This is a genomic window from Pseudomonas sp. JS425, assembly GCF_018223845.1.
In the GTDB taxonomy this organism is placed as follows: Bacteria; Pseudomonadota; Gammaproteobacteria; order Pseudomonadales; family Pseudomonadaceae; genus Aquipseudomonas; species Aquipseudomonas asiatica.
Genome location: NZ_CP073661.1, coordinates 4,673,121 through 4,698,191, shown reverse-complemented (window position 1 = coordinate 4,698,191; position 25,071 = coordinate 4,673,121). Strand labels below are relative to the sequence as shown.

Here is a 25,071-nt window from a genome sequence, read left to right as displayed (position 1 = left end):
ATGGAACTCACTGCCGCACAACGTATCGCCCAACGTTTCGTTGGCCTCCCTGTGGAGCAACGCCAGCAGATCCTGGAAAAGATGCAGGCCACCGGCCAGAGCTTCCGCCTGCTGCCCATCGTGCCCGCGCGCCAGGGGCTGGCGCGTATTCCGCTGTCGTACGCCCAGCAGCGCCTGCTGTTTCTCTGGCAGCTGGAGCCTGACAGCCCGGCCTACAACGTGCCGATGGCAGTACGCCTGAAGGGCGCGCTGGACCAGGCAGTGCTGCAGCAGGCGCTGGATGCGCTGGTGCAACGCCACGAATCGCTGCGCACGCGCTTTGCCGCGGAGGAGGGCGAGTTCTACCAGGAAATCCTCGAGCACTGCCCGCTGGCGCTGGAATTGCTGATGCTCGACGGTGCCGCCGATGAGACAGCGCTGAGCGTGGCCGTGGACGCCGCCCTCAAGCAGCCCTTCGACCTGCTGAGCGGCCCGCCGCTGCGGGTGACCTTGCTGCGCGTGGCCGCCGATCACCACGTGCTGGCAGTGAGCATGCACCACATCATATCGGATGGCTGGTCCAGCGATGTGCTGGTGCAGGAATTCATCCAGCTGTACAGCGCCCTGGCCGAAGGCCGGCAGGCCGAGTTGCCGGTGTTGCCGATCCAGTACGCCGACTACGCCATCTGGCAGCGCGCCTGGCTCGAGGCCGGTGAAGCGCAGCGCCAACTGGCCTACTGGCAGGCCCAGTTGGGCAGCGAGCAGCCGGTGCTGAGCCTGCCGCTGGACTTCGAGCGCCCGGCCACGCCCAGCCAGCGTGGCGCGGTGGTGCGCGTGGACATCGGCGCCGAACAGGCCGAGGCCCTGCGCAGCCAGGCGCGCAAGGGTGGCCACACGTTGTTCGTGCTGGTACTGGCAGCCATGGCGGTGGTGTTGTCGCGCTACAGCGGCCAGGCCGACATCCGCATCGGCGCCCCGAACGCCGGGCGCAACCGCAAGGAGCTGGAAGGCCTGATCGGCTTCTTCATCAACACCCAGGTGCTGCGCGTGCAGGTGGACGAGCGCGCCACCTTCGCCGCACTGCTGGAGCAGGTAAAAGACGTGATCGGCGGCGCCCAGTCGCACCAGGAGCTGCCGTTCGAGCACCTGGTCGATGCCTTGCTGCCCGAGCGCAACCTGGCCCACAACCCGCTGTTCCAGTTCAAGATCAACCAGCACGTGGCCGCCAGCGATGCAGGGCGCAAGCGCCTGGGCGCGCTGGAGGTGGAAGCCTTTGCCCGTGACGGCGGCGATGCCCGCTTCGACCTGGCGTTCGACTTCTCCGACAAGGCCGACGGCATCGAAGGCTATTTCACCTACGCCACCGACCTGTTCGAGCAGGCCACTATCGAACGCATGGCCGCTTCGCTGCGCCAGGTGCTGGATGCGCTGATCCGTGACCCGCAGCAGGCGATCGTCGACAGCCCGCAAGTGGCGACGCTGCTGCCGGTGGCCACGCAGGCCTACCCGCACGGCGACTTCCTCGCTTTGTGGCGCCAGGCAATGGCGCAAGGCCAGGCCCACGGCGGTGTGCGTGCCGGTGACCGATTCATGACCCAGGCCGGGCTGGAGGCGGCGTCCAACCGCCTGGCCGACTACCTGCGCCAGCACGGCGTCGGTGCCGGCAGCATCGTCGCCCTGTGCCTGCCGCGCTCCATCGAGTGGGTCGGCGCCTTGCTCGCGGTGCTCAAGACCGGCGCCGCCTACCTGCCGCTGGACACCCAGCAACCGCAGGAGCGCCTGCAACAACTGATTGCCGACAGTGGCGCCGCCATACTGCTGCATGAGCCGGGCGACCAGCGCTTCGCCGGCCTGGACGGCGTGCAGCTGATTGCCTGCGATCACACCGCCTGGGCAACCTGCAGCGACAGCCCGGTCGAGGTGGCCATCGCCGCCGAACAACCGGCCTATCTGATCTACACCTCGGGCTCGACCGGCCAGCCGAAAGGCGTGGTGGTCAGCCACGGGGCGCTGGCCAGCTACACCCAGGCGGTGCTGGAGCGCCTGCAACTGCCGGCCGCGGCGAGCATGGCGATGGTGTCCACCACCGCGGCCGACCTGGGCCACACCGTGCTGTTCGGTGCCTTGGCTTCGGGCCGCCTGCTGCACCTGCTGCCACAGGAACTGGCGTTCGACCCGGATGGCTTCGCCAGCTACATGGCGCAGCACCAGGTCGGCGTGCTCAAGCTGGTGCCGAGCCACCTGCAAGGCTTGCTGCAAGCGGCCCGCGCCGCCGATGTGCTGCCCGCCGAGGCACTGATCCTGGGGGGGGAGGCATGCAGCTGGGGCCTGTTGAAAAAAATCCGCGAACTGCGCCCGGCCTGCCGGGTCATCAACCACTACGGCCCGACCGAAACCACTGTCGGCGTGCTCACCTTCGAGCCGGGGCAGCCGCTGCCAGGTTGCCGCACGGTGCCGGTCGGGCGCCCGCTGGGCAACGCCTGCGCCCAGGTGCTGGATGGCTACCTCAACCCGTTGGCGGCGCAGGTGCCCGGTGAGCTTTACCTGGGCGGGCAAGGCGTCGCCCAGGGCTACCTGGGCCAGCCCGCATTGACCGCCGAACGCTTCGTGCCGACCGAGGGTGGTGCCCGCCTGTACCGCACCGGCGACCGCGCGCGGCTGACTGCCGATGGCCTGGTCGAGTTCATCGGCCGTGCCGACGACCAGGTGAAGATCCGCGGCTATCGCGTGGAGCCAGGTGAAGTCGGCCGGGTGCTGGCCGGCCTGCCCGGTGTCAACGAGGCCGTGGTACTGGCCTTGCCATTGGAGGGCGATGCCGAGCGCTTGCAGCTGGTGGCCTACGGGGTGGCCGACGCAGGCGTGACCGTGCAGCAACTGCAGGCGCAATTGCAGGCACGCCTGCCGGACTACATGGTGCCGGCGCAGATACTGCTGCTGGAGCGCCTGCCACTGACCGCCAATGGCAAGCTCGACAAGCGCGCCTTGCCGGCACCGGGCGCGGTCAGCCGTGGCTATGTGGCGCCACAAGGCGATATCGAGGAGAAACTGGCCGCAGTGTGGGCCGATGTGCTCAAGCTGGAGCAGGTCGGCAGCACCGACAACTTCTTCGAACTGGGCGGCGACTCGATCCTCAGCCTGCAGATCATCGCCCGGGCCAAACGCCAGGGCATCCGGATCACCCCCAAGCAGCTGTTCGAACAACAAACCATCGCCCAGCTGGCCCAGGTAGCCAAGCGCATCGAGGCCAAGCAAGCGGTTGCGGCCGCAGCCGTGGACACTGCCACCAGCGGCGAGGTGGCATTGCTGCCGGCCCAGGCGCGTTTCTTCGAGATGGAGGTCGCGCAGCCGGCGCATTGGAACCAGTCGGTGCTGCTCAAGCCGGCCGGCCCGGTGCAGGTGCAACACCTGGAGGCAGCCCTGCGCGCCGTGGTCGAGCAGCACGATGCCCTGCGCCTGCGCTTCAGCCGTGGCGAAAGCCAGTGGCAGGCGGGTTTCCAGCCGCTGGACAATGCACCACTGCTGCGCCAGCGCAACCTGGCAGTACTGAGTGAACTGGACGCCGCCGGCAACCAGGTGCAGGCCAGCCTGAACCTGCAGCACGGGCCACTGCTGCGTGCCGAACTGTTCGACTTCGCCGATGGGCAGCAGCGCCTGCTGCTGGTGGTCCATCACCTGGTGGTCGACGGTGTGTCGTGGCGGGTGTTGCTGGAAGACCTGCAAGCGGCCTACCGGCAATTGCTGAACGGCCAGGCCGTGAGCCCGCCCGCCAAGACCACCTCGGTGAAGGCCTGGGCCGAGCGCCTGGCCAGCCATGCCGGCAGCCCCGCATTGCAAGCACAGCGCGACTACTGGCTGCAGGCGCTGGCCGGCGACCACGCCGAACTGCCGCGTGACAACCCGCAGGGCAGCCTGGCCAACACCCATGCCCGTATCGCCGCCACACGGCTGGATGCCGAGCGCACCGCCAAGCTGCTGAAACAGGCCCCGGCGGCCTACCGCACGCAGATCAACGACCTGCTGCTGACCGCGCTGGCGCGCACCTTGTGCCAGTGGAGCGCACAGGACAACGTGCAGGTACTGCTGGAGGGCCATGGCCGCGAAGACCTGTTCGACGACCTCGACCTCAGCCGCACCGTGGGCTGGTTCACCAGCCTGTTCCCGGTGCGCCTCACACCCGGCCAGGACCTTGGCCAGTCGATCAAGGCAATCAAGGAGCAACTGCGCGGCGTGCCGGACAAAGGCCTCGGCTACGGCCTGCTGCGTTACTTCGGCGATGCTGAAGTGCGTGACCAGCTCGAGCGTGCCGCCCAGGCCCGTGTCACCTTCAACTACCTGGGCCAGTTCGATGCCAGCTTCGATGCCGAGGCCGGCGCCCTGTTCACCCCGAGCGGGGAAAGCGCAGGCCGTACCCAATGTGCCGGTGCTCAACTGGGCAACTGGCTGAGCATCACCGGCCAGGTGTACGGCGGCGAGCTGTTCCTGGAGTGGACCTACAGCGCCGACGTTCATCACCCGGCCACCATCGAGAAGCTGGCCCAGGCCTACGGGCAGGCCTTGGCAGAGCTGGTCGAGCACTGCTGCGATGCGCGGCACCAGGGCGTGACGCCGTCGGACTTCCCGCTGGCCGCGCTGACCCAGGCGCAACTGGACAGCCTGCCGCTGGAGGCCGGGCAGATCGCCGATGTGTACCCGCTGTCACCCATGCAGCAGGGCATGTTGTTCCACACCCTTTACGACCAGCAGGCCGGCAACTACATCAACCAGCTGCGCGTGGATGTGGAGGGGCTGGATGTGCAGCGTTTCCGGCGGGCGTGGCAGGCCACGCTCGATGCCCACGACATCCTGCGCAGCGGTTTCGTCTTGCAAGGCGAACTGGAGCAGGCCGTGCAGGTGGTACGCAAGGCCGTCGAATTGCCGTGCAGCGAGCATGACTGGCGTGGCCAGCCGGCGCTGGAGCAGGCATTGCAGGCCCTGGCCGAGGGTGAACGCCAGCGCGGTTTCGACCTTGCTGCCGCGCCGCTGCTGCGCCTGGTACTGGTACGCACGGGCGATACCCGCCACCACCTGATCTACACCAACCACCACATCCTGATGGACGGCTGGAGCACCTCGCGCCTGTTGGGCGAAGTGCTCCAGCGCTATGCCGGCCTGGCTCCGCAGGCCCAGGCCACGCACTACCGCGACTACATCGCCTGGCTGCAGGGCCAGGACGCGGCCGTTGCCGAAGCCTTCTGGAAAGCCCAGCTTGCCGCCCTGGACGAGCCAACCCGCCTGGCCCAGGCTATCGCCGGCAGTGCTGGCGCAAGCGGTAGCGGCCATGGCGACCACCGCCTGGCCTTCGACCCAGAGCACACCGCGCGCATCGAAGCCTTCGCCCGGGCCAACCGGGTCACGGTCAACACCCTGGTGCAATCGGCCTGGCTGCTGCTGTTGCAGCGCTGCACCGGCCAGGCCAGCGTGTGCTTCGGCGCCACTGTCGCCGGCCGCCCGGCGGACCTGCCGGGGGTGGAGGAACAGATCGGCCTGTTCATCAACACCTTGCCGGTGATCGGCGCCCCGCGTGCCGAGCAGACCGTGGCCGAGTGGATCGGCCAGGTGCAGGCCGGCAACCTGGCCGTGCGCGAGTTCGAGCACACCCCGCTGTACGACGTGCAGCGCTGGGCGGGGCAGGGCGGTGACGCCTTGTTCGACAGCATCCTGGTGTTCGAGAACTACCCGGTGGCCGAGGCGCTGCAACAGGGCGCGCCCGGTGGCCTGCGCTTCGGCGACGTGGCCGTGCACGAGCAGACCAACTACCCGCTGACCCTGGTGGTGGAACTGGGCACCACGCTGTCGATGCAGTACAGCCACGACCGTGCGCTGTGGAGCGACGAGAGCATTGGCCGCCTGGCTGGTTACTTTGCCAACCTGCTGCAGGCGCTGACGGAGAATGCTGACGCGGTGGTTGGCGAGTTGCCAATGCTGGGCCTGCCAGAACAGCGACAGATGGTCGAAGGCTGGAACGAAACCCAGGCGACGTACCCGGACGAGCGCAGCATTCACCAGCTGATCGAAGCCCAGGTGTTCGCCACCCCGGATGCCCCGGCGCTGGTCTTTGGCGAGCAGACCCTCAGCTATGCCGAGCTCAACCGCCGTAGCAACCAGCTGGCGCACAAGCTGCGCGAGCAGGGCGTGGGCCCGGATGTGCTGGTGGGCATCGCCATGGAGCGCAGCCTGGAGATGGTCGTCGGCCTGCTGGGCATCGTGAAGGCCGGTGGCGCTTATGTGCCGCTGGACCCGGAATACCCCCAGGACCGCCTGAGCTACATGTTCGAGGACAGCGGCATCGCCTTGCTGCTGACCCAGTCGCACCTGCACGAAGCCCTGCCGATCCCGGCCGGCCTGCGCAGCCTGGACCTGGACACCGAGAACTTCGACGGCTACAGCGATGCCAACCCGAATGTCGACGTGGCCCCGCTGAACCTCGCCTACGTGATCTACACCTCCGGCTCCACCGGCCGCCCGAAAGGTGCTGGCAACAGCCATCAGGCGCTGGTCAACCGCCTGTGGTGGATGCAGAAGGCCTACGGCCTGGACGCCAGCGACAGCGTGCTGCAGAAAACCCCGTTCAGCTTCGACGTGTCGGTGTGGGAATTCTTCTGGCCGCTGATGACCGGCGCGCGCCTGGTCATGGCCCAGCCCGGCGCGCACCGCGACCCGCAGTTGCTGGTCGAAACCATCAACCACCACGGCATCAGCACGCTGCACTTCGTGCCGTCGATGCTGCAGGCGTTCATGACCCACGAAGCGGTCGAGAGCTGCGTCAGCCTCAAGCGCGTGGTGTGCAGCGGTGAAGCGTTGCCGGCCGAACTGGCCCGCCAAACCCTGCAACGCCTGCCGGCGGCAGGCCTGTACAACCTGTACGGCCCGACCGAAGCGGCGATCGACGTGACCCACTGGACCTGCCAGCCGGACGAAAGCATCAGCGTGCCGATCGGCCAGCCGATCGACAACCTCAAGACCCATATCCTCGAAGGCAGCCTGCAACCGGCGGTGCGCGGCAGTGCCGGCGAGCTGTACCTCGGCGGGGTAGGCCTGGCCCGTGGTTATCACCAACGCCCGGCGCTGACCGCCGAACGCTTCGTGCCGGACCCGTTCAGCGACAACGGCGGGCGCCTGTACCGCACCGGCGACCTGGCGCGCTACCGCGCCGATGGCGTGATCGACTACGCCGGGCGCATCGACCACCAGGTGAAGATCCGCGGCCTGCGCATCGAACTGGGCGAGATCGAGGCGCGACTATTGGAGCTGCCGAGTGTGCAGGAAGCCGTGGTGCTGGCCCAGGACGGGCCAAGCGGCAAGCAGCTGGTGGGCTATGTGGTGCCTGCCGACAGCACGCAGGACGAAGGCGCGTTGCGCGACAACCTGCGCAAGGCGCTGAAGGCCGGCCTGCCGGACTACATGGTGCCGGCGCACCTGCTGCTGCTCGGCAAGCTGCCGGTGACGCCGAACGGCAAGCTGGACCGCAAGGCCCTGCCGCTGGCGGATGCCAGCCAGTTGCAGGGCGAGTACGTTGCGCCGCGGAGCGATCTGGAACAGCGGATCGCGGCGATCTGGGCGGATGTGCTGAAGCTGGAGAAGGTCGGCCTGACCGATAACTTCTTCGAACTGGGCGGCGATTCGATCATCTCGTTGCAGGTGGTCAGCCGTGCGCGCCAGGTGGATATCCAGTTCACGCCCAAGGACCTGTTCGAGGCCCAGACGGTGCAGGCACTGGCCCGGCTCGCCAACCGCGGCAGCAGTGTATCGATCGATCAGGGTGCGGTAACGGGCGTGACGCCGCTCACGCCGATCCAGCACTGGTTCTTCGAACAGCCCGTTGTCGTGCGCCATCACTGGAACCAGTCGGTGCTGCTCACGCCCGGCGAAACGCTGGCCCCGGCGACGCTCGATGCGGCATTGCAGGCATTGCTCGAACATCACGACGCCCTGCGTTTGCGCGTGTTCGGCCATGGGGTGGGCTGGCAGGCTGAATTTGCCGATGCGGGCTACTCCCAGTTGCTGTGGCATCGCGATTTCGCCAGCGTCGAGCAGTTGCAGCAAGCCGCCACTGAAGCCCAGCGCAGCCTTGACCTCGAGCACGGGCCGTTGATGCGTGCCATGCTCGCTGCGCTGCCTGACGGTAGCCAGCGACTGCTTTTGGTCATCCATCACCTGGCGGTAGACGGTGTGTCGTGGCGTGTGCTGCTGGAAGACCTGCAGCAGGCCTACCAGACCCTGGCTGCCGGGCAGCCACTGCAGCTTCCGGCCAAGACCACTTCGTACAAAGCCTGGGCCGAGCGTTTGCAAACCTATGCCGCCGCGCCCGCATTGCAACAGCAACTGGGCTACTGGCAGGGGCAGTTGCAAGGGGCCAGCGAAATGCTGCCCTGCGACAACCCGCAAGGCAGCCGGCAACTGAAGCATGCGGCTTCGGTCAGCACGCGCCTCGACGTGGCAAGCACCCGACGGCTGTTGCAGGATTGCTCGGTGGCTTATCGCACGCAGATCATGGACCTGCTGCTGACGGCCCTGGCGCAAGCAATTGGCCGCTGGAGCGGCCAGCCCGAAGTGCTGGTGCGCCTGGAAGGGCATGGCCGTGAAGACCTGTTCGCGGGTATCGACCTGACGCGTACGGTGGGCTGGTTCACCAGCCTGTACCCGGTAAAGCTGAGCCCGCAAGCAGACCTGGCAAGTTCGATCAAGACCATCAAGGAACAGCTGCGCGCCGTGCCTGACAAAGGCCTGGGCTATGGCGTGCTGCGCTACCTCGGTGATGCCGCGAGCCGCGAGGCCCTTGCAGCATTGCCTGAAGGCCAGATCGTCTTCAACTACCTCGGGCAGTTCGACGGCAGCTTCGATGGCGAAGCAGGCCTGTTCACCCCCGCCAAGGAGAACGATGGCGCCAGGCAGGATGCCGAAGCACCGTTGGCCAGCCTGTTGACCGTCAACGGTCAGGTATATGGCGGCGAGCTACGCCTGGAGTGGACCTTCAGCCAGGACATTCATTGCCGCGAAACCATCGAGCTGCTGGCGCAGGCTTACCAGCAGGCCTTGGCTGAAATAATCGAGCATTGCTGTGAGGGTGGACATCGCGGCCTGACCCCGTCCGACTTCCCGTTGGCCGACCTGACCCAGGCGCAGCTCGACCAGCTACCGGTTGCCGTGGCGCAGATCGCCGACGTCTACCCGCTGTCGCCGATGCAGCAGGGCATGCTGTTCCACAGCATCTACGAGCAAGGCAGCGGCAACTACATCAACCAGATGCGCGTGGATGTGGATGGCCTGGATGTACAAGCCTTCCGGCAGGCCTGGGATGCTGCCTTGCAGGCCCACGACATCCTGCGCAGCAGCTTCATCTGGCAGGGGGACCTGGGCCAGGCGGTGCAGGTCGTGCGCAAGCAGGTGACACTGCCGTTCAGCGAATATGACTGGCGTACCGAGGATGAGCTGGCGCGGGCGCTGGACAGCCTGGCGGATGCCGACCGGCAGCGTGGCTTCGACCTGGTCGAGGCACCCTTGTTGCGCCTGGTGCTGGTGCGTACGGCGCAGGCACGTCACCACCTGATCTTCACCTGCCATCACATCCTGATGGATGGCTGGAGCACCTCGCAGTTGCTGGGTGAGGTGTTGCAGCGTAATGCCGGTAAACCTGTGGTGGCAGCGGCGGGCAGCTACCGTGACTACATCGCCTGGTTGCAGCGCCAGGATGGGGCGGCGGCAGAGCGGTTCTGGCAGGGCCAGATGGCCAGCTTCAACGAGCCGACGCGCCTGGCCCAGGCCGTGCGCAATGGTGAGCCTGATGGTCATGGCCATCACGTTCATCACCAGGCATTCGATGCAGGGCGTACCGAGCGGGTTGAAGCCTTTGCCCGTGCCCAGCGTGTCACCGTCAACACCTTGGTACAGGCTACCTGGCTGTTGCTGTTGCAGCGCTATACCGGGCAGTCGTCGGTCTGCTTCGGGGCCACGGTCGCCGGCCGGCCAGCGGAGCTGGCGGGCGTGGAGGCGCAGATTGGCTTGTTCATCAACACCCTGCCGGTGGTTGGTACACCGCAAGGCGAACAGAGCGTCGCGCAATGGATCGGACAGGTGCAGGCCAGCAACCTGGCCATGCGTGAATACGAACATACGCCGCTGTACGATGTGCAGCGCTGGGCCGGGCTTGGTGGTGAAGCCCTGTTCGACAGCCTGGTGGTGTTCGAAAGTTACCCGGTGTCCGAGGCCCTTCGGCAGGGTGCACCGAGTGGCTTGCAGTTTGGCCCAGTGCAGGTGCGCGAGCAGACCAACTATCCGCTGACCGTGCTGGTGAGCCTTGGCGACAGCCTGGCTATCCAGTACCGGCATGACCGTGCGCACTGGAGCAGCGAGGCGATCGAGCAGTTGGCCCATCACTTCGGTACGCTGCTTGACGCCCTAGTGAGTGACCCGTGTGCTGCACTCGGCGACCTGCCGCTGCTCGATACCGCGCAGCATCAGCGTATCGTGCAGGACTGGAACCGCACGGCGGCCAGTTACCCGGCCGACCGCTGTATCCATCAGCTGTTCGAGGCGCAGGTGGTTGCTGCGCCAGGTGCAGTGGCACTTATCCACGGCGAGCAGACGCTCACGTATGCCGCGCTCAATGTACGGGCCAACCAGCTGGCCCACAAACTGCGCGAGGCTGGCGTGGGCCCGGAGGTGCTGGTAGGTGTCGCCATGGAGCGTGGCCTGGACATGGTGGTCGCGCTGATGGCCATTCTCAAGGCGGGCGGCGCCTACGTGCCGCTCGACCCTGGCTACCCGCAGGACCGCCTGGTGTACATGCTCGAAGACAGCCAGTCGATCCTGCTGCTGTCGCAGTCGGACCTGCTGGAGCGTGTGCCGACCAGCTTCCAGGCGCGCACGCTGCTGGTGGACCAATTGCTGCTCGACGGCTACGAAGCGGCCGACCCGGTGTGCGTGAGCACGCCGGACAACCTGGCGTACTGCATCTACACCTCAGGCTCCACTGGCAAACCCAAGGGCGTCCAGATCGAGCATCGCAATGCCGTGGCAATGATCGGCTGGGCGCAGTCGGTGTACAGCCAGCAGGACCTGTGCGGCGTGTTGGCGTCCACATCGATCTGTTTCGACCTGTCGGTCTGGGAGCTGTTCGTGACCCTGGGCTCGGGTGGCTATGCGGTACTGGCGGCCAATGCCCTGGAGCTGCCGCACCTGCCGGCCAAAGACCAGGTACGCCTGGTCAACACGGTGCCATCGGCCATCAAGGTGCTGCATGAAACCGGCCAGCTGCCGTCCGGTGTGCGCATCATCAACCTGGCGGGGGAGGCCCTCAAGCAGGGGCTGGTCGACGCGCTGTACGGCACTGGCCATGTGCTCAAGGTGTACGACCTGTACGGGCCTTCGGAGGACACCACCTACTCGACCTTCACCCTGCGCACCCAAGGTGGCCAGGCCAATATCGGCCGGCCGCTTTCCAACAGTGCCGTGTACCTGTTGAGCGAGGCCGGAACGCCGCTGCCGGTAGGGGTGGTGGGGGAGCTGTACATGGCGGGTGCGGGCCTGGCGCGTGGTTATCTGGCGCGCCCTGGGCTTACCGCCGAACGCTTCATCCCCGACCCGTTCGGTGGGCAGGGTGGCCGGCTGTATCGCACCGGCGACCTGGCGCGCTATGACGCCGACGGGGTCATCGAATATGCCGGGCGTATCGACCATCAGGTGAAGATTCGCGGCTTCCGTATCGAACTCGGTGAGATCGAGGCGCGCCTGCAACAACAGGACGCAGTCCGCGAAGCCGTGGTACTGGCACTGGATGCGCCGGGCGGCAAGCAACTGCTGGGCTACGTGGTGCCAGCCGATGCAGCGTCGGTTGCCAGCGAGGAAGCCCGGGCGGCGTTGCTTGACACCCTGCGCGCCAGACTGAAAGCCAGCCTGCCGGACTACATGGTGCCCGCGCACCTGTTGCTGTTGGAACGCCTGCCACTGACACCGAACGGCAAGCTGGACCGCAAGGCCTTGCCACAGCCTGACGGCAACCCGCGCCGGGCGGCCCATGTGGCGCCGGAAACGGAGCTGGAGCGGCGGATCGCAGCGGTATGGGCTGAAGTTCTTGGCCTGGAAAACGTATCTCTTACCGACAACTTCTTCGAGCTGGGGGGCCACTCCTTGCTGGCAACCCAGGCGGTAGCACGACTGCAGATCGAACTGGGTACGAACCTGCCACTCGCGTTGTTGTTCCAGACAGAGAACCTGCAGGCCTTTGCACAAGAGGTCGGCAGTCTCGGTACCCGAAACGACGGAGACCTGGATGAGCTCCAGGACTTCATGGCAGAGCTCGAGGCGGTTTGAGATGCACACGGACAACAGAAACGCAGACCTGGTTTATCGCTTTATCCGTCTGCCCCTGGCGCAGCAGAAGCTGTTTCTCGAAAAACTGGCGTCCAAGGGCGTCACGCTCGCGCAACTGCCCATCCCGGTGGCCAGGCACGATGTCGAACGCCCTGTGCTGTCCTATGCCCAGCAACGCCAGTGGTTTCTCTGGCAGCTGGAGCCCACCGGCTCGGCCTACAACATTCCGACCGCGCTCAGGTTCAGGGGGCAGCTCGACCTGGCAGCCCTGCAGCGCAGCTTCGCGACGCTGATCCAGCGTCATGAAGCCCTGCGCACGACCATTGCCGAGGAAGATGGCCAGCTGATGCAGGTCATCCACCCGAACCAGCCTTTCCAGCTGGCCCGCCAGGCCTTGGGGGCCGTGGAGGAGCAGGTTTTGCAGGCGCAGGTCGCGCTTGAGGTCCAGCAGCCGTTCGATCTGGTCCATGGGCCGCTGCTGCGGGTAAAACTGCTGGAACTGACGCAGGACGAGCACGTGCTGGTGCTCACCTTGCACCATATCGTCGCCGATGGCTGGTCGATGCCCTTGCTCATCGATGAGTTGGTGCAGCTTTATGAGGGCTATAGCCAAGGTCGGGAGGTGGCGCTGGGCGAACTGCCGATCCAGTACGCCGATTATGCGATCTGGCAGCGTGCCTGGATGGACGCCGGCGAGCGTGAGCGTCAGCTGGCGTACTGGATGGCGCAGCTGGGCGACGACCACCCGGTGCTGGAACTGACCACCGACAGGCCACGCCCGGCGCTGCAAAGCTACCGCGGTGAGCGGATCGACGTTGACCTGGGCGAAGCGTTGAGCCAGTCACTCAAACAGCTGGCGCAGCACCAGGGGGCGACACCCTTCATGCTGCTGCTGGCGAGTTTCCAGGTATTGTTGCACCGCTACTCCGGGCAGGCCGATGTGCGCGTGGGCGTGCCCATCGCCAACCGTAACCGCGTAGAGACCGAGCGGCTGATCGGCTTTTTCGTCAATACCCAGGTGATGCGTGCCGAGTTCGATACGCAGCTGACCTTCACCGAGCTGTTGGCGCAAGTGCGGCAACGAGCCTTGGGCGCGCAGGTGCATCAGGACCTGCCATTCGAACAGCTGGTCGATGCCTTGCAGCCTGAACGCAGCCTGAGCCACAGCCCGTTGTTCCAGGTGATGTACAACCACCAGACCCGGGGCAAGGGCGAGCGCCGCAGCTTGCCCGGCCTGGAGGTGGAGAGCCTGCAATGGAACGTGCACGCGGCGCAGTTCGACCTCACGCTGGACAGCTTCGAACATGAGCTGGGCATCAGCGCCACGCTGACCTTTGCAACCGACCTGTTCGATGCCTCGACCATACAGCAGATGGCGCGGCACTGGCTGAACCTGCTACAGGGCATCGTCGGCAACCCAGGCCAGCGAGTGGCTGAGCTGCCATTGCTGGATGACGGGGAGCGGCAGCAGATCGTGCATGGCTGGAATGCCACGCAAACCGATTACCCAGGCGAAGCCAGCATCCACCAGCTGGTCGAAGCCCAGGTACTCGCCACCCCGGATGCCCCGGCGCTGGCCTTTGGCGAGCAGACCCTGAGCTATGCCGAGCTCAACCGCCGTAGCAACCAGCTGGCGCACAAGCTGCGCGAGCTGGGCGTGGGGCCGGATGTGCTGGTGGGCATCGCCATGGAGCGCAGCCTGGAGATGGTCGTCGGCCTGCTGGGCATCGTGAAGGCCGGTGGCGCTTATGTGCCGCTGGACCCGGAATACCCCCAGGACCGCCTGAGCTACATGTTCGAGGACAGCGGCATCGCCTTGCTGCTGACCCAGTCGCACCTGCACGAAGCCCTGCCGATCCCGGCCGGCCTGCGCAGCCTGGACCTGGATGCCGAGAACTTCGACGGCTACAGCGATGCCAATCCGAATGTCGACGTGGCCCCGTTGAACCTCGCCTACGTGATCTACACCTCCGGCTCCACCGGTCGCCCGAAAGGTGCTGGCAACAGCCATCAGGCGCTGGTCAACCGCCTGTGCTGGATGCAGAAGGCCTACGGGCTGGACGCCAGCGACAGCGTGCTGCAGAAAACCCCGTTCAGCTTCGACGTGTCGGTGTGGGAATTCTTCTGGCCGCTGATGACCGGCGCGCGCCTGGTCATGGCCCAGCCCGGCGCGCACCGCGACCCGCAGTTGCTGGTCGAAACCATCAACCACCACGGCATCAGCACGCTGCACTTCGTGCCGTCGATGCTGCAGGCGTTCATGACCCACGAAGCGGTCGAAAGCTGCGTCAGCCTCAAGCGCGTGGTGTGCAGCGGTGAAGCGTTGCCGGCCGAACTGGCCCGCCAGGCCCTGCAACGCCTGCCGACGGCGGGCCTGTACAACCTGTACGGCCCGACCGAAGCGGCGATCGACGTGACCCACTGGACCTGCCAGCCGGACGAAAGCATCAGCGTGCCGATCGGCCAGCCGATCGACAACCTCAAGACCCATATCCTCGAAGGCAGCCTGCAACCGGCGGTACGCGGCAGTGCCGGCGAGCTGTACCTTGGTGGAGTCGGCCTGGCCCGTGGTTACCACCAACGCCCGGCGCTGACCGCCGAACGCTTCGTGCCGGACCCGTTCAGCGACAACGGCGGGCGCCTGTACCGCACCGGCGACCTGGCGCGCTACCGCGCCGATGGCGTGATCGACTACGCCGGGCGCATCGACCACCAGGTGAAGATCCGCGGCCTGCGCATCGAGCTGGGCGAGATCGAGGCGCGTCTATTGGAGCTGCCGAGTGTGCAGGAAGCCGTGGTGCTGGCCCAGGACGGGCCAAGCGGCAAGCAGCTGGTGGGCTATGTGGTGCCTGCCGACAGCACGCAAGACGAAGGCGCATTGCGCGACAGCCTGCGCGAGGCGCTCAAGGCCGGTTTGCCGGACTACATGGTGCCCGCGCACCTGCTGCTGCTCGGCAAGCTGCCGGTGACGCCGAACGGCAAGCTGGACCGCAAGGCCCTGCCGCAGCCGGATGCCAGCCAGTCGCAGGGCGAGTACATCGCGCCGCAGAGTGATCTGGAGCAGCAGATCGCGGCGATCTGGGCGGATGTGCTGAAGCTGGAGAAGGTCGGCCTGACCGATAACTTCTTCGAACTGGGCGGCGATTCGATCATCTCGTTGCAGGTGGTCAGCCGTGCGCGCCAGGTGGATATCCAGTTCACGCCCAAGGAGTTGCTGCAGCATCAGACCGTGCAGGGGCTGGCCTCGGTTGCCCGGCGCAGCGAAGCACAAGCGCTGGAGCAGGGCGTGGTCACCGGGCCTCTGCCACTTGTTCCGGTGCAGCACTGGTTCTTCGAGCAAGCACTTGTAGCACGTGACCACTGGAACCAGTCGGTGTTGCTCGAGCCCGGTGAGGCACTGGATGCGCAGCTGTTGAGCATGGCGCTGGGCAACCTGCATGCCCATCACGACCTGCTGCGGCTCAATGCCTGGCAGAGTGCCGGGCGCTGGCAGGCCACGATCGGCGCGCCGGTATCGACCGAGCTGCTGTGGGTACGCGAATGCGTTGATGCCGAGGCGCTGGAACGCTTGGCCGATAAGGCCCAGCGCAGCCTGAACCTGGCTCAGGGGCCGCTGTTGCGCGCCGTGCTGGCAACGCTGGCAGACGGCAGCCAGCGGCTGCTGCTGGTCATTCATCATCTGGTGGTCGATGGCGTGTCATGGCGGATCCTGCTGGAAGACCTGCAACAGGCCTACCAGGCGCTTGCCCTCGGCCAGCCGTTGAAGTTGCCGGCCAAGACCAGCGCGTTCAAGGTCTGGGCCGAACAGCTGCAGGCCTATGCCAGCAGCCAGGCACTGCAACATGAACTGCACTACTGGCGTGATCAACTGCAAGGCGCCAGCGATGCTTTGCCTTGCGATCATCCCCAGGGTGAAAACCTGCAGAAGCATGCAACGTCGGTCAGCACTCGCCTGGACCCGCTCTGGACCCGCAAGCTGTTGCAGCAGGCACCGGCAGCCTATCGCACGCAGATCAACGACCTGTTGTTGACGGCATTGGCCCGTGTGGTCAGCCGTTGGACCGCGCAGCCGCAGGTACTGGTGCGCCTGGAAGGCCATGGCCGCGAGGAACTGTTCGACGGTATCGACCTGAGCCGCACGGTGGGTTGGTTCACCAGCATGTACCCGGTCAACCTCAGCCCTCAGCCCGAGCTGGCCAGTTCGATCAAGACCATCAAGGAGCAACTGCGCGCGGTGCCCCACAAGGGTCTTGGCTATGGTGTGCTGCGTTACCTGGGGGCTGGTGAAGCTCGGCAGACGTTGGCGGCGCTGGCCCAGGGGGCGATCATCTTCAACTACCTGGGGCAGTTCGATGGCAGCTTCGACCAGCAGGCGAGCCTGTTCAGACCGGCCAGCGAGAATGCCGGGCTGAACCAGGATGAGGATGCGCCATTGAGCAGCCTGCTGGCGCTCAATGGCCAGGTGTACGGCGGCGAGCTGACACTGGGCTGGACGTTCAGCCGTGAAGTCTTCGATACCTCGACCATCCAGCAACTGGCCGATGCCTATGCAGAAGAACTCAAGGCCTTGATCAACCATTGCTGCCAGGATGACACCCAAGGCCTCACGCCATCGGACTTCCCCTTGGCCCGTCTGAACCAGGCGCAACTGGACGACCTGCCGGTACCTGCTGCTCAGATTGCCGATATCTACCCGCTGTCGCCGATGCAACAGGGCATGCTGTTCCATACCCTGCAGGAGAGCGACGCCGCGCTGTACATCAACCAGACTGCGGTCGATGTGCACGGCCTGGACGTAGACCGCTTCGTCGCGGCCTGGAACCAGGTGATCGCCAGCCACGACATCCTGCGCACGGTCTTCCTGTCATCGGCCCGGTGGGCGGAGCCCTTGCAGGTGGTTCAGCGTCAGGCCAGCCTGCCGCTGCGCGTGCTCGACTGGCGTGGGCGTGAGGTGACCAGCGACGCCTTGCAGGCGCTGGCCGCCGAAGAGGCCGCCGAAGGCTTCGACCTGGCGTGTGCCCCCCTGATGCGCCTGACACTGGTTCGAGTGGATGAGCAACGCCTGCACCTGATCTGGTCGCGCCACCACATCCTCATGGATGGCTGGAGCAATTCACGGTTGCTGGGCGAGGTGTTGCAGGTTTATCACGGCCGGCCCGCCAGCCATGCGGGGGGGCGCTTCGGTGACTACATCCGTTGGCTCGCCGAGCAGCCGATGGGCAAGCTGGAGCAGTTCTGGAGCGAGAAGCTGCGTGCCCTGGAGGGGCCGACGCTGTTGGCCGACAGTGTTGCACCGCAGGCGGACGGCAAGCTTGTCGGGCACCATGCGCTGTACCTGCATTGGGATGCGCAGCGCACGCAACACCTGCGTGACCAGGCCCGGCGCCTGAGGGTTACGGCCAATACCCTGGTCCAGGCCACCTGGCTGTTGCTGCTGCAACGCTACACCGGCCAGGCCAGCGTGTGCTTCGGCGCCACAGTGGCCGGGCGCCCCAGCAGCCTGGCCGGTGCAGGCGAGATGCTGGGGCTGTTCATCAACACGCTACCGGTGGTGCAGGCGCCGCAACCCCAGCACATTGTCAGCGACTGGCTGCACCAGCTGCAGCACTACAACCTGGAACTGCGCGACCACGAGCATGCAGCGCTGGCCGATGTGCAACGCTGGGCCGGGCGGCCAGGGCAGGCGCTGTTCGACAGCATTGTGGTGTTCGAGAACTACCCGGTTGACGACCGCCTGCGCGAGGGCGGCGGCGGAACGTTGCGCTTTGGCGAAGTACGTAACCGCGACGTCACCAACTATGCCATGGACCTGGCCGTGCAATTGGGCGAAACCTTTTCGGTAGAGTTCCTGTACCTGCGCAACCGCTTTACCGAAGCCGCTGTCGAGTGCCTGCGCGGCAGTTTCGAAAGCCTGCTGAGCGCCATGCTGGACAATCCCCAGGCCACGCTGGGCAGCCTGGGCATGCTGACGCCGGCGCAGGCAAGGCACGCCGACCTGCGCAACCAGCTTGCGGCACCTGGGCGCGAGCAGCCGCTGCTCGCCGAGCTTATCGCCGGGCATGCCCGTGAGCGTGGCGAGGCCATGGCGGTAGTCTGCGGCGGCCAACAGTTGACCTATGCCCAGCTGGATGCGCGCGCCAACCGCCTTGCCCACCACCTGATCGCGCAGGGCGTGCGCCCGGAAAGCTGCGTGGGTATTGCCCTGGAGCGGTCGGTGGAGGTGATCGTGGCCTTCCTGGCGGTGATGAAGACCGGCGCAGCTTATGTGCCACTGGATATCGATTACCCACAAGAGCGCCTGCAGTGGATCGTCGAGGACTCGGCAATGCACCTGCTGGTCACCAGCAGTGGCTTGCGCCAGCGCTTTACCCAGGTAGCGCGGTGCATCGAGCTCGACCAGCAAGCGCTGGACCATCTGCCTGCTACTGCACCTGAACAGCGCGCGTGCGCGGATAACCTGGCTTATCTGATCTACACGTCTGGTTCTACCGGCAAGCCCAAAGGTGTGGCGGTGAGCCACGGCCAGATTCGCATGCACTGCCAGGCCATCGCCGGGCTGTACGAGATGGACCTGCAGACCCGCGAGCTGCTGTTCATGTCGTTCGCCTTCGACGGGGCCCAGGAGCGCTGGCTGTCGACGTTGTCCTCGGGTGGTTGCCTGGTGGTGCGTGACAACCGGCTATGGACGGCAGAAGAAACCTGGCAGACCTTGCATGCCCAGCGTATCGACATCGCCTGCTTCCCGCCGGCCTACCTGCAACAGTTGGCCGAATTCGCCGATAGCCAGCAGCAGCCCGCGCCAGCAGTGCGGGTGTACTGCTTTGGCGGCGATGCGGTACCGGACGCCCTGTTCGAGCACGTCAAGCGCACGCTGCGTCCGCGCTGGTTGACCAACGGCTATGGGCCGACGGAAACCGTGGTTACGCCTTTGCTGTGGAAAGTGCCGGTGCAACGAACCTGTGAGGCTGTGTACGCGCCGATTGGCGACCGCGTGGGCGAGCGCACGCTGCACGTACTGGACCCGCACCTCAACCCGCTGCCCGATGGTGTGGCCGGTGAGCTTTACATCGGCGGAGAGGGCGTGGCGCGTGGCTATCACCAGCGGGCCGCACTCACGGCCGAGCGCTTCGTGGCCGACCCGTTTGCCCCGGGTGGCCGCCTGTACCGCACCGGTGACCGGGTGCGTCGCCGCGCCGATGGCGTCATCGACTTCCTCGGGCGCCTGGACAACCAGCTGAAGATTCGAGGGTTCCGCATCGAGCCGGGAGAAATCGAGGCACGCCTGCGCAACCTGGCTGGCGTGCGCGATGCCGTGGTGGTGGCGCGTGACATCAGCACGGGCAAGCAACTGATCGGCTACGTGGTAACGGACAATGCCGATACCCGCGCCGAGCAATTACGTGATGCCCTGCGCGCCGACCTGCCGGATCACATGGTGCCGGCACAGCTTGTACTGATGCCGGCGCTGCCGCTCACACCCAATGGCAAGATCGACCGCAATGGCCTGCCGGCACCCGAGTTTGCAGGCCGGGCATGGGTTGCCCCGCGTAATGCAATCGAGCAGGCGCTGGCAGCGATCTGGCAGGAAGTGCTGCAAGTCGAGCAGGTCGGTGTTGATGACAACTTCTTCGAACTGGGTGGTGACTCGCTGCGCGTGCTGAAGATGCTGTCCAAGGTCCGTGCCCGTGAGGATTTGCCGATCGAACTGAAACTGCGTGATGTGATTGCCCGGCCGACCATCGCCGAGTTGTCGGGTTATGCCCCCGACGATGCAAGCCTGGACCCGCTGTTGTTGCTGAACAGCCGAGTGAGCGCGAGTACACCGCTGTTCTGCCTGCATGCCGGGTTTGGCACGGTGTTCGATTACGAGCCATTGGCGCGCCGGCTGGAAGGCCGTTGCACGGTTTATGGCCTGCAATGCCGGATGCTGCTGGATCACGCCTGGGTGGATGATTCGCTGGAAACGATGGCTATCGATTACGCACAGTACATTCGCCAGAAACAACCCGAAGGCCCTTATCAGCTGGCAGGTTGGTCGCTGGGCGGCACCCTGGCGGTGTTGGTGGCCAAAGAGTTGGAAAGCCAGGGGCAGCGGGTTGCGGTGCTGGCCTTGGTGGACAGCTTCGTGCCCTCGGCCAGGCAAGCCGTGCAGGAAAGTGACTGGAGCGCCGACCTGCGTGGCTTCCTGGCGGTGATTCTCGGGGTTTCGGCCGATGCACTGGTGCTGCCGGTCGTGCCGGTCGGCAGTACTCAGGATGCCCTGGAGCGCGTGATCGAAACGGCACGGGCCGCACAGGCTGCACAGTCGGCCTATGCCGAAATCGGCAACGCTGATCTGGCGCAGACCTTTGTCGTGGCCATGAAACTCAAGGCGCTTTCGCGTCAGTTGCGCCAGCTACCGTCTACCGAGGCAGCGGCAAGTTGCTGGTGGGCGGGGGAGGGCGCGCACGTGGGTGGCATCTCGGGTAGCTGCCAGGACATTGCTGTTGACGCCGGGCACTATGACATCCTTGAGCAGGTGGATGTCCTTGAGGGGGTGATTGCCAGGCTGTTGCTGGCAGATACGATCAGCCAGTAAACCTGCTCACTCTTTGCAGGAGCGGCCTTGTGTCGCGAAAGGGCCGCAACGCGGCCCCAGGGGCTCAGCAGTGATGCAGGAATTGCCGGGGCTGCCTTGCAGCCCTTTCGCGACACAAGGCAGCTCCTACAACGGACCGCCTACCGAAGCGAACACCATGCAGGCATGAAAAAGGCGACCTCCAGGGTTAATGCCAGTCAGTTAAGCTGACTGGCATTTTCATTTTCGGGTCGGATATTTTGCAGGGCGCTGCTTCACCACTCTGGGGAACCATCGATCGGGTCGCCGATGGGGTAGGACATACTGAGCCGCTGACGCCTGCAGATCTGCCAAAAAACCTGGCAAGTTGCCGGGATGGTTTAATGACGTGCCATGCAGCAAGCCCAGAATCGCCCAGCTACAAGCGGTAAAGCTCATCTCGCATGGGTACACGCCTGGGCACTGTCTCGACATCTGCACCATCTGATAACGCAATAGGTTGTAGCCCAACAGCACGCCCCACAGCTCTTGCGCAATCATCTCCGGCGTCTTGCTTCTCAGGGTGTATTCGCCCCCCAGAAGTCCTTGTTTGATCTCCCGATAACCCAGCTCGATTTCCCAGCGCTGACTGTAAAGATCAACGATCTCATCGCCAGGGAAGCGCTGCGCATCGGTCATTGAGGTCAAGACACTCACAACCTTTCCTTTGATTGTTTTGCTCAGCAGTCGTGCCCGCATTTCCAGCGGCAAGCCTGGCCATTGCTTGCGGGCCTGGGGCGATGTGCGCAGGACGACCACGGCATCGTTGCGTCCTAGCGTGTGTTCCACCTCGTACTGAGTGCCCTTTTTCACAGGGATCAGCCAGTGTCGATGCTCACCTTGTGACTGCCAGTGGTGCAGCAAGCCCAACGAATAGAAACCTTTATCGAACAGGGTCAGCGAGTGGTTCGGCGTGGTCGCGATCAGCTGCTCTGCCAGCTTCATTTCACTACTGTGGTAGCTCTCGAAAGTGCTGTTTATCAGTAAGTGGCTGGTCAGCTCCATCTGGCAGACCATCCTAACCTGAGGAAAACCGCCATCCCCATGCTGATTGGTAGCGCCCCCGTAAAACGCACGGTTTTCAGCTGTGTCAGGCGTACTCCAGACAACACCGTCCACACCAAGCAGCGTCAAGCCCAACCAGTGCGGGTGCTTGGTTTCTTCGTGCCACCGCTGCTGAGTGAGCGTGAAAACTTCACGTACAGCTTCACTGCCCAGTCGCTGCCGCCCTTGTACAACAGCACTGGGGGCCACCAGAGGCCTCTTGCCCGGCAGCATGATGTCCATGTGGTTTACGACATCCCAAGCCGACATACGGCGGAACAGCGCCATGCCGATGATGCACCACACCAGGCTCTCAAGCGGGAGGCGTCGCTTGCGAATGGTCGCGACACCTGCCGTCTCAAAAGCTTGTTGCACAAGATCAGGATCGAGCAACGCCCCCAGCCCCTCGAGGGCATGTGGCCGCGATGCCATTTCGTGAGTGAGGGAGAGGGCTTGTGACAGGCGCATAAAAAATCCGATGCTCGTTTCCAAGCATCGGATTTTGCGGCCTACGGGCTAAAGCTCAAAGCGTCAGTCTTAACTGACTGGCATTAACCTCCAGGGTCGCCTTTTTTCGTTCTGCTGCTCAGAAATCGTAGCGCAGGTTCAGCGTCGCGTTCCTCGGCGCGCCATAGTGGCCATAGTTGCCGGCCAGGCCTGCGTAGTACTTCTTGTCGAACAGGTTGTCCACGTTCAGCGTGGCGGCCAGGTGCTCGCTGATCTTGTAGCGGGCCATCAGGCTGGCCACGGCGTAGTCTTCCTGGGTGATGCGCGTGTTGTAGCGGGTGGCCAGGGATTGCTGGGAGTTCCAGTTGACCCCACCACCAACAGTCAGGTGCTCCCATTCGCCGGGCAGGCGGTAGGTAGTCCACAGGCGGAATGTATCCAGCGGCAGTTGAGACGTCAGCCGAGCGCCATTGGCATCTTCCGTGCGGGAGTGGCTGTAACCGGTATGAACCTCAAGCCCGCGAGCCACTTCGCCGGACAGTTCAAGATCAATGCCCTTGGTTTCGGCGCCGCTGACCGCGCGGTAAGCGGTGGAGTTAGGCACGCCCGGTACGCTGAAACCGGTGTCTTCCTCTGCAAGGTTGTCGCGCTTGATGAGGTAGATCGCCGCGTTGGCGTTCAGGCGACCATCGTAGAACTCACCTTTCCAGCCCATTTCATAGTTCTGCCCGATCACAGGGTCCAGCACCTTGCCGGTACGGTCGCGGCTGGTCTGGGGCTTGAAGATATCGGTGTAGCTGGCGTACACCGATTGCTCATCGGTCAGGTCATAGATCAGGCCGGCGTACGGTGTTACCTCTCCGTGCTCCTTAAGTTGCGTGGGGTTGCCAGTGCCAGTGGTCAATACCACCTGGTTCGAGTCCGAACGGTAGTTGGTTGTACGGGCACCGAGAATCATGTGCAGGTCGTCGGTGAAGTTGAGCCGGGTGGCAATGAAGTAACCGGTCTGGCGGATGGTCAGGTCGTAGTCCAGCAGTGGCGAATAGTTGCCAGGTTGCGGTATGCGGTTGCCCCAGGTGTAGAAGTTGAATGTGGCTTCCCCAGCTCTGCCGGTGAAGTGGTTGTTCTCGTAATCCATGTAGTCGAAGCCGGTAACCAGTTCGTGGGTCTGGCCAAACAGCTCGAAAGGCCCCTGCAGCGTGATGTTCATGCCCCGCTGAACCTGGTGGGCATCGACTTGCAGCAGGTCGGACTTGGCGTTGCCGGTGGCTTGATCGAGGGTAGAGACCCCGGCACCGGTGCGATAGAACGCCGACAGCGAGTCGCGATCGACATCCATGTAGTTGCCGGCCATTTTCAACTGCCAACCATTGCCAAGCTCCTGATCCAGGCCGAAGGAGTAGTTCTTGGTGGTGTAGTCTTCATACATCCAGCGCGGCCCGGAACTGGTCGAGCGGGAGAAGTTGGTGGGCTGGCCATTGCTGAAGAACAGCGGCACACCTGGCGCGCCATTGGCGTCGTAGGTCTGGTAGTCCATGCCGAAGCGCACGGTGGTGGTATCGGTCAGGTCTGCTTCGAGCACGCCGTAGACCAGGTCACGGTCCTGGCTGTACCAGTCCATGTAGCTCTGGTTGCTCTGTTTGGCGGCCACCAGGCGGCCACGCAGCTTGCCGCTTTCGATCAGCGGGCCGGACACGTCGGCCTCGGTGCGATAGTAGTCCCACGAGCCCACACCGGCCTGCACATACGACTGGAATTCTCGCGTGGGGCGCTTGCGTACCATGTTGACCACACCGTTGGGCTCGCCCGCACCGGTCATCAGGCCAGTGGCACCGCGGACGATCTCGATGCGGTCGAACATGGCCATGTCCATCAGGGTGTTGGGCATGTTGCGCGTCAGGTAGTCTTGCGTGGTGTTCACGCCATCGAGCTGGTAGGTACTGATTTCCGAGCCGCGCGAATAGATGTGAAAGCGCTCGCCACCGTCCTGGGACATGGTGATGCCCGGGTTCTGCTTCAGTACGTCAGTAATGGTCGCCAGGTGCTGGTCGTCCATTTGCTGGCGGGTGATGACGCTGATGCTTTGCGGTGTTTCGCGTATCGACAGGTTCATGCGGGTGGCCGTGCTGGTCACGCCGGTGGTGTAGGAACCCGTGCCTTCGGTAGTGGCCCCCAGGCCCACGCTATTGACGTTGGTCGCCGAAAGCTCGACCTGGCCGTCCTTTGCGGCTGAACCCGCTGTTACCGTCACGGTGTTGCCGTCGATTTGATAACGCAGCCCGCTGCCGCCCAGCAGGATGCGCAGGGACGAAGCGAGATCGTGGCGCCCTTTGAGTGCGGAGGAGCGCAGGCCACCGATATCTTCCGGGCTGTACAGCAACTGGGTATCGGTCTGCCTGGCCAGTGCCTGCAACGCCGAGTTCATCGACTGCGCGGGAATATCCAGTGTCCACTCCTGCGCCTGCACCTGGGCAACCATCGCAGCGGATATCGCCAGGCCCAGGCCGATGCGTGTGAACGCGCGCTGGGGACGAAGGGAATGACGGATCAGTAGTGCTTTGGCAAGCGGGTTGAGCGAGCCGGGGAGGGACTTGGACATCTATTGCGGTCTCGTTGGCAGAGGGATTTTTCTTTGTCAGCTATAGGACGCAGCACCT

At 64.8% G+C, this 25,071-nt stretch carries 4 protein-coding genes; 2 read left to right on the top strand and 2 right to left on the bottom strand.

Translation table 11 applies throughout. From position 1 onward, the window contains the following. Both KDB76_RS21685 and KDB76_RS21680 read left to right on the top strand, forming a co-directional pair. The gene (locus KDB76_RS21685; RefSeq protein ID WP_212632192.1) at window positions 1–12,327 is read left to right on the top strand and encodes a non-ribosomal peptide synthase/polyketide synthase; all 12,327 of its coding nucleotides are present in this window, start codon (window positions 1–3) and stop codon (window positions 12,325–12,327) included. A 1-nt stretch (window position 12,328) separates the two neighbouring features. Next, window positions 12,329–20,905: a non-ribosomal peptide synthetase gene (locus tag KDB76_RS21680; protein ID WP_212632191.1), complete on the top strand. Its 8,577-nt coding sequence runs from the start codon at window positions 12,329–12,331 to the stop codon at window positions 20,903–20,905. 219 nt (window positions 20,906–21,124) lie between these two features. On the opposite strand, the gene KDB76_RS21675 is transcribed toward KDB76_RS21680, so the two are convergent. Then, complete coding sequence (locus KDB76_RS21675; protein ID WP_024086280.1) at window positions 21,125–22,435, bottom strand: IS4 family transposase; 1,311 nt, start codon at window positions 22,433–22,435, stop codon at window positions 21,125–21,127. 118 nt (window positions 22,436–22,553) lie between these two features. Further along, the gene (locus KDB76_RS21670; protein WP_013973735.1) at window positions 22,554–25,013 is read right to left on the bottom strand and encodes a TonB-dependent receptor; all 2,460 of its coding nucleotides are present in this window, start codon (window positions 25,011–25,013) and stop codon (window positions 22,554–22,556) included. Window positions 25,014–25,071 lie beyond the last annotated feature (58 nt).

What these genes read in the sequence shown, in the direction of transcription:
- KDB76_RS21685 (WP_212632192.1), top strand. Translation starts at nt 1, where the DNA reads ATGGAACTCACTGCCGCACAACGTATCGCCCAACGTTTCGTTGGCCTC.
- KDB76_RS21680 (WP_212632191.1), top strand. Translation starts at nt 12,329, where the DNA reads ATGCACACGGACAACAGAAACGCAGACCTGGTTTATCGCTTTATCCGT.
- KDB76_RS21675 (WP_024086280.1), bottom strand. Translation starts at nt 22,435, where the DNA reads ATGCGCCTGTCACAAGCCCTCTCCCTCACTCACGAAATGGCATCGCGG.
- KDB76_RS21670 (WP_013973735.1), bottom strand. Translation starts at nt 25,013, where the DNA reads ATGTCCAAGTCCCTCCCCGGCTCGCTCAACCCGCTTGCCAAAGCACTA.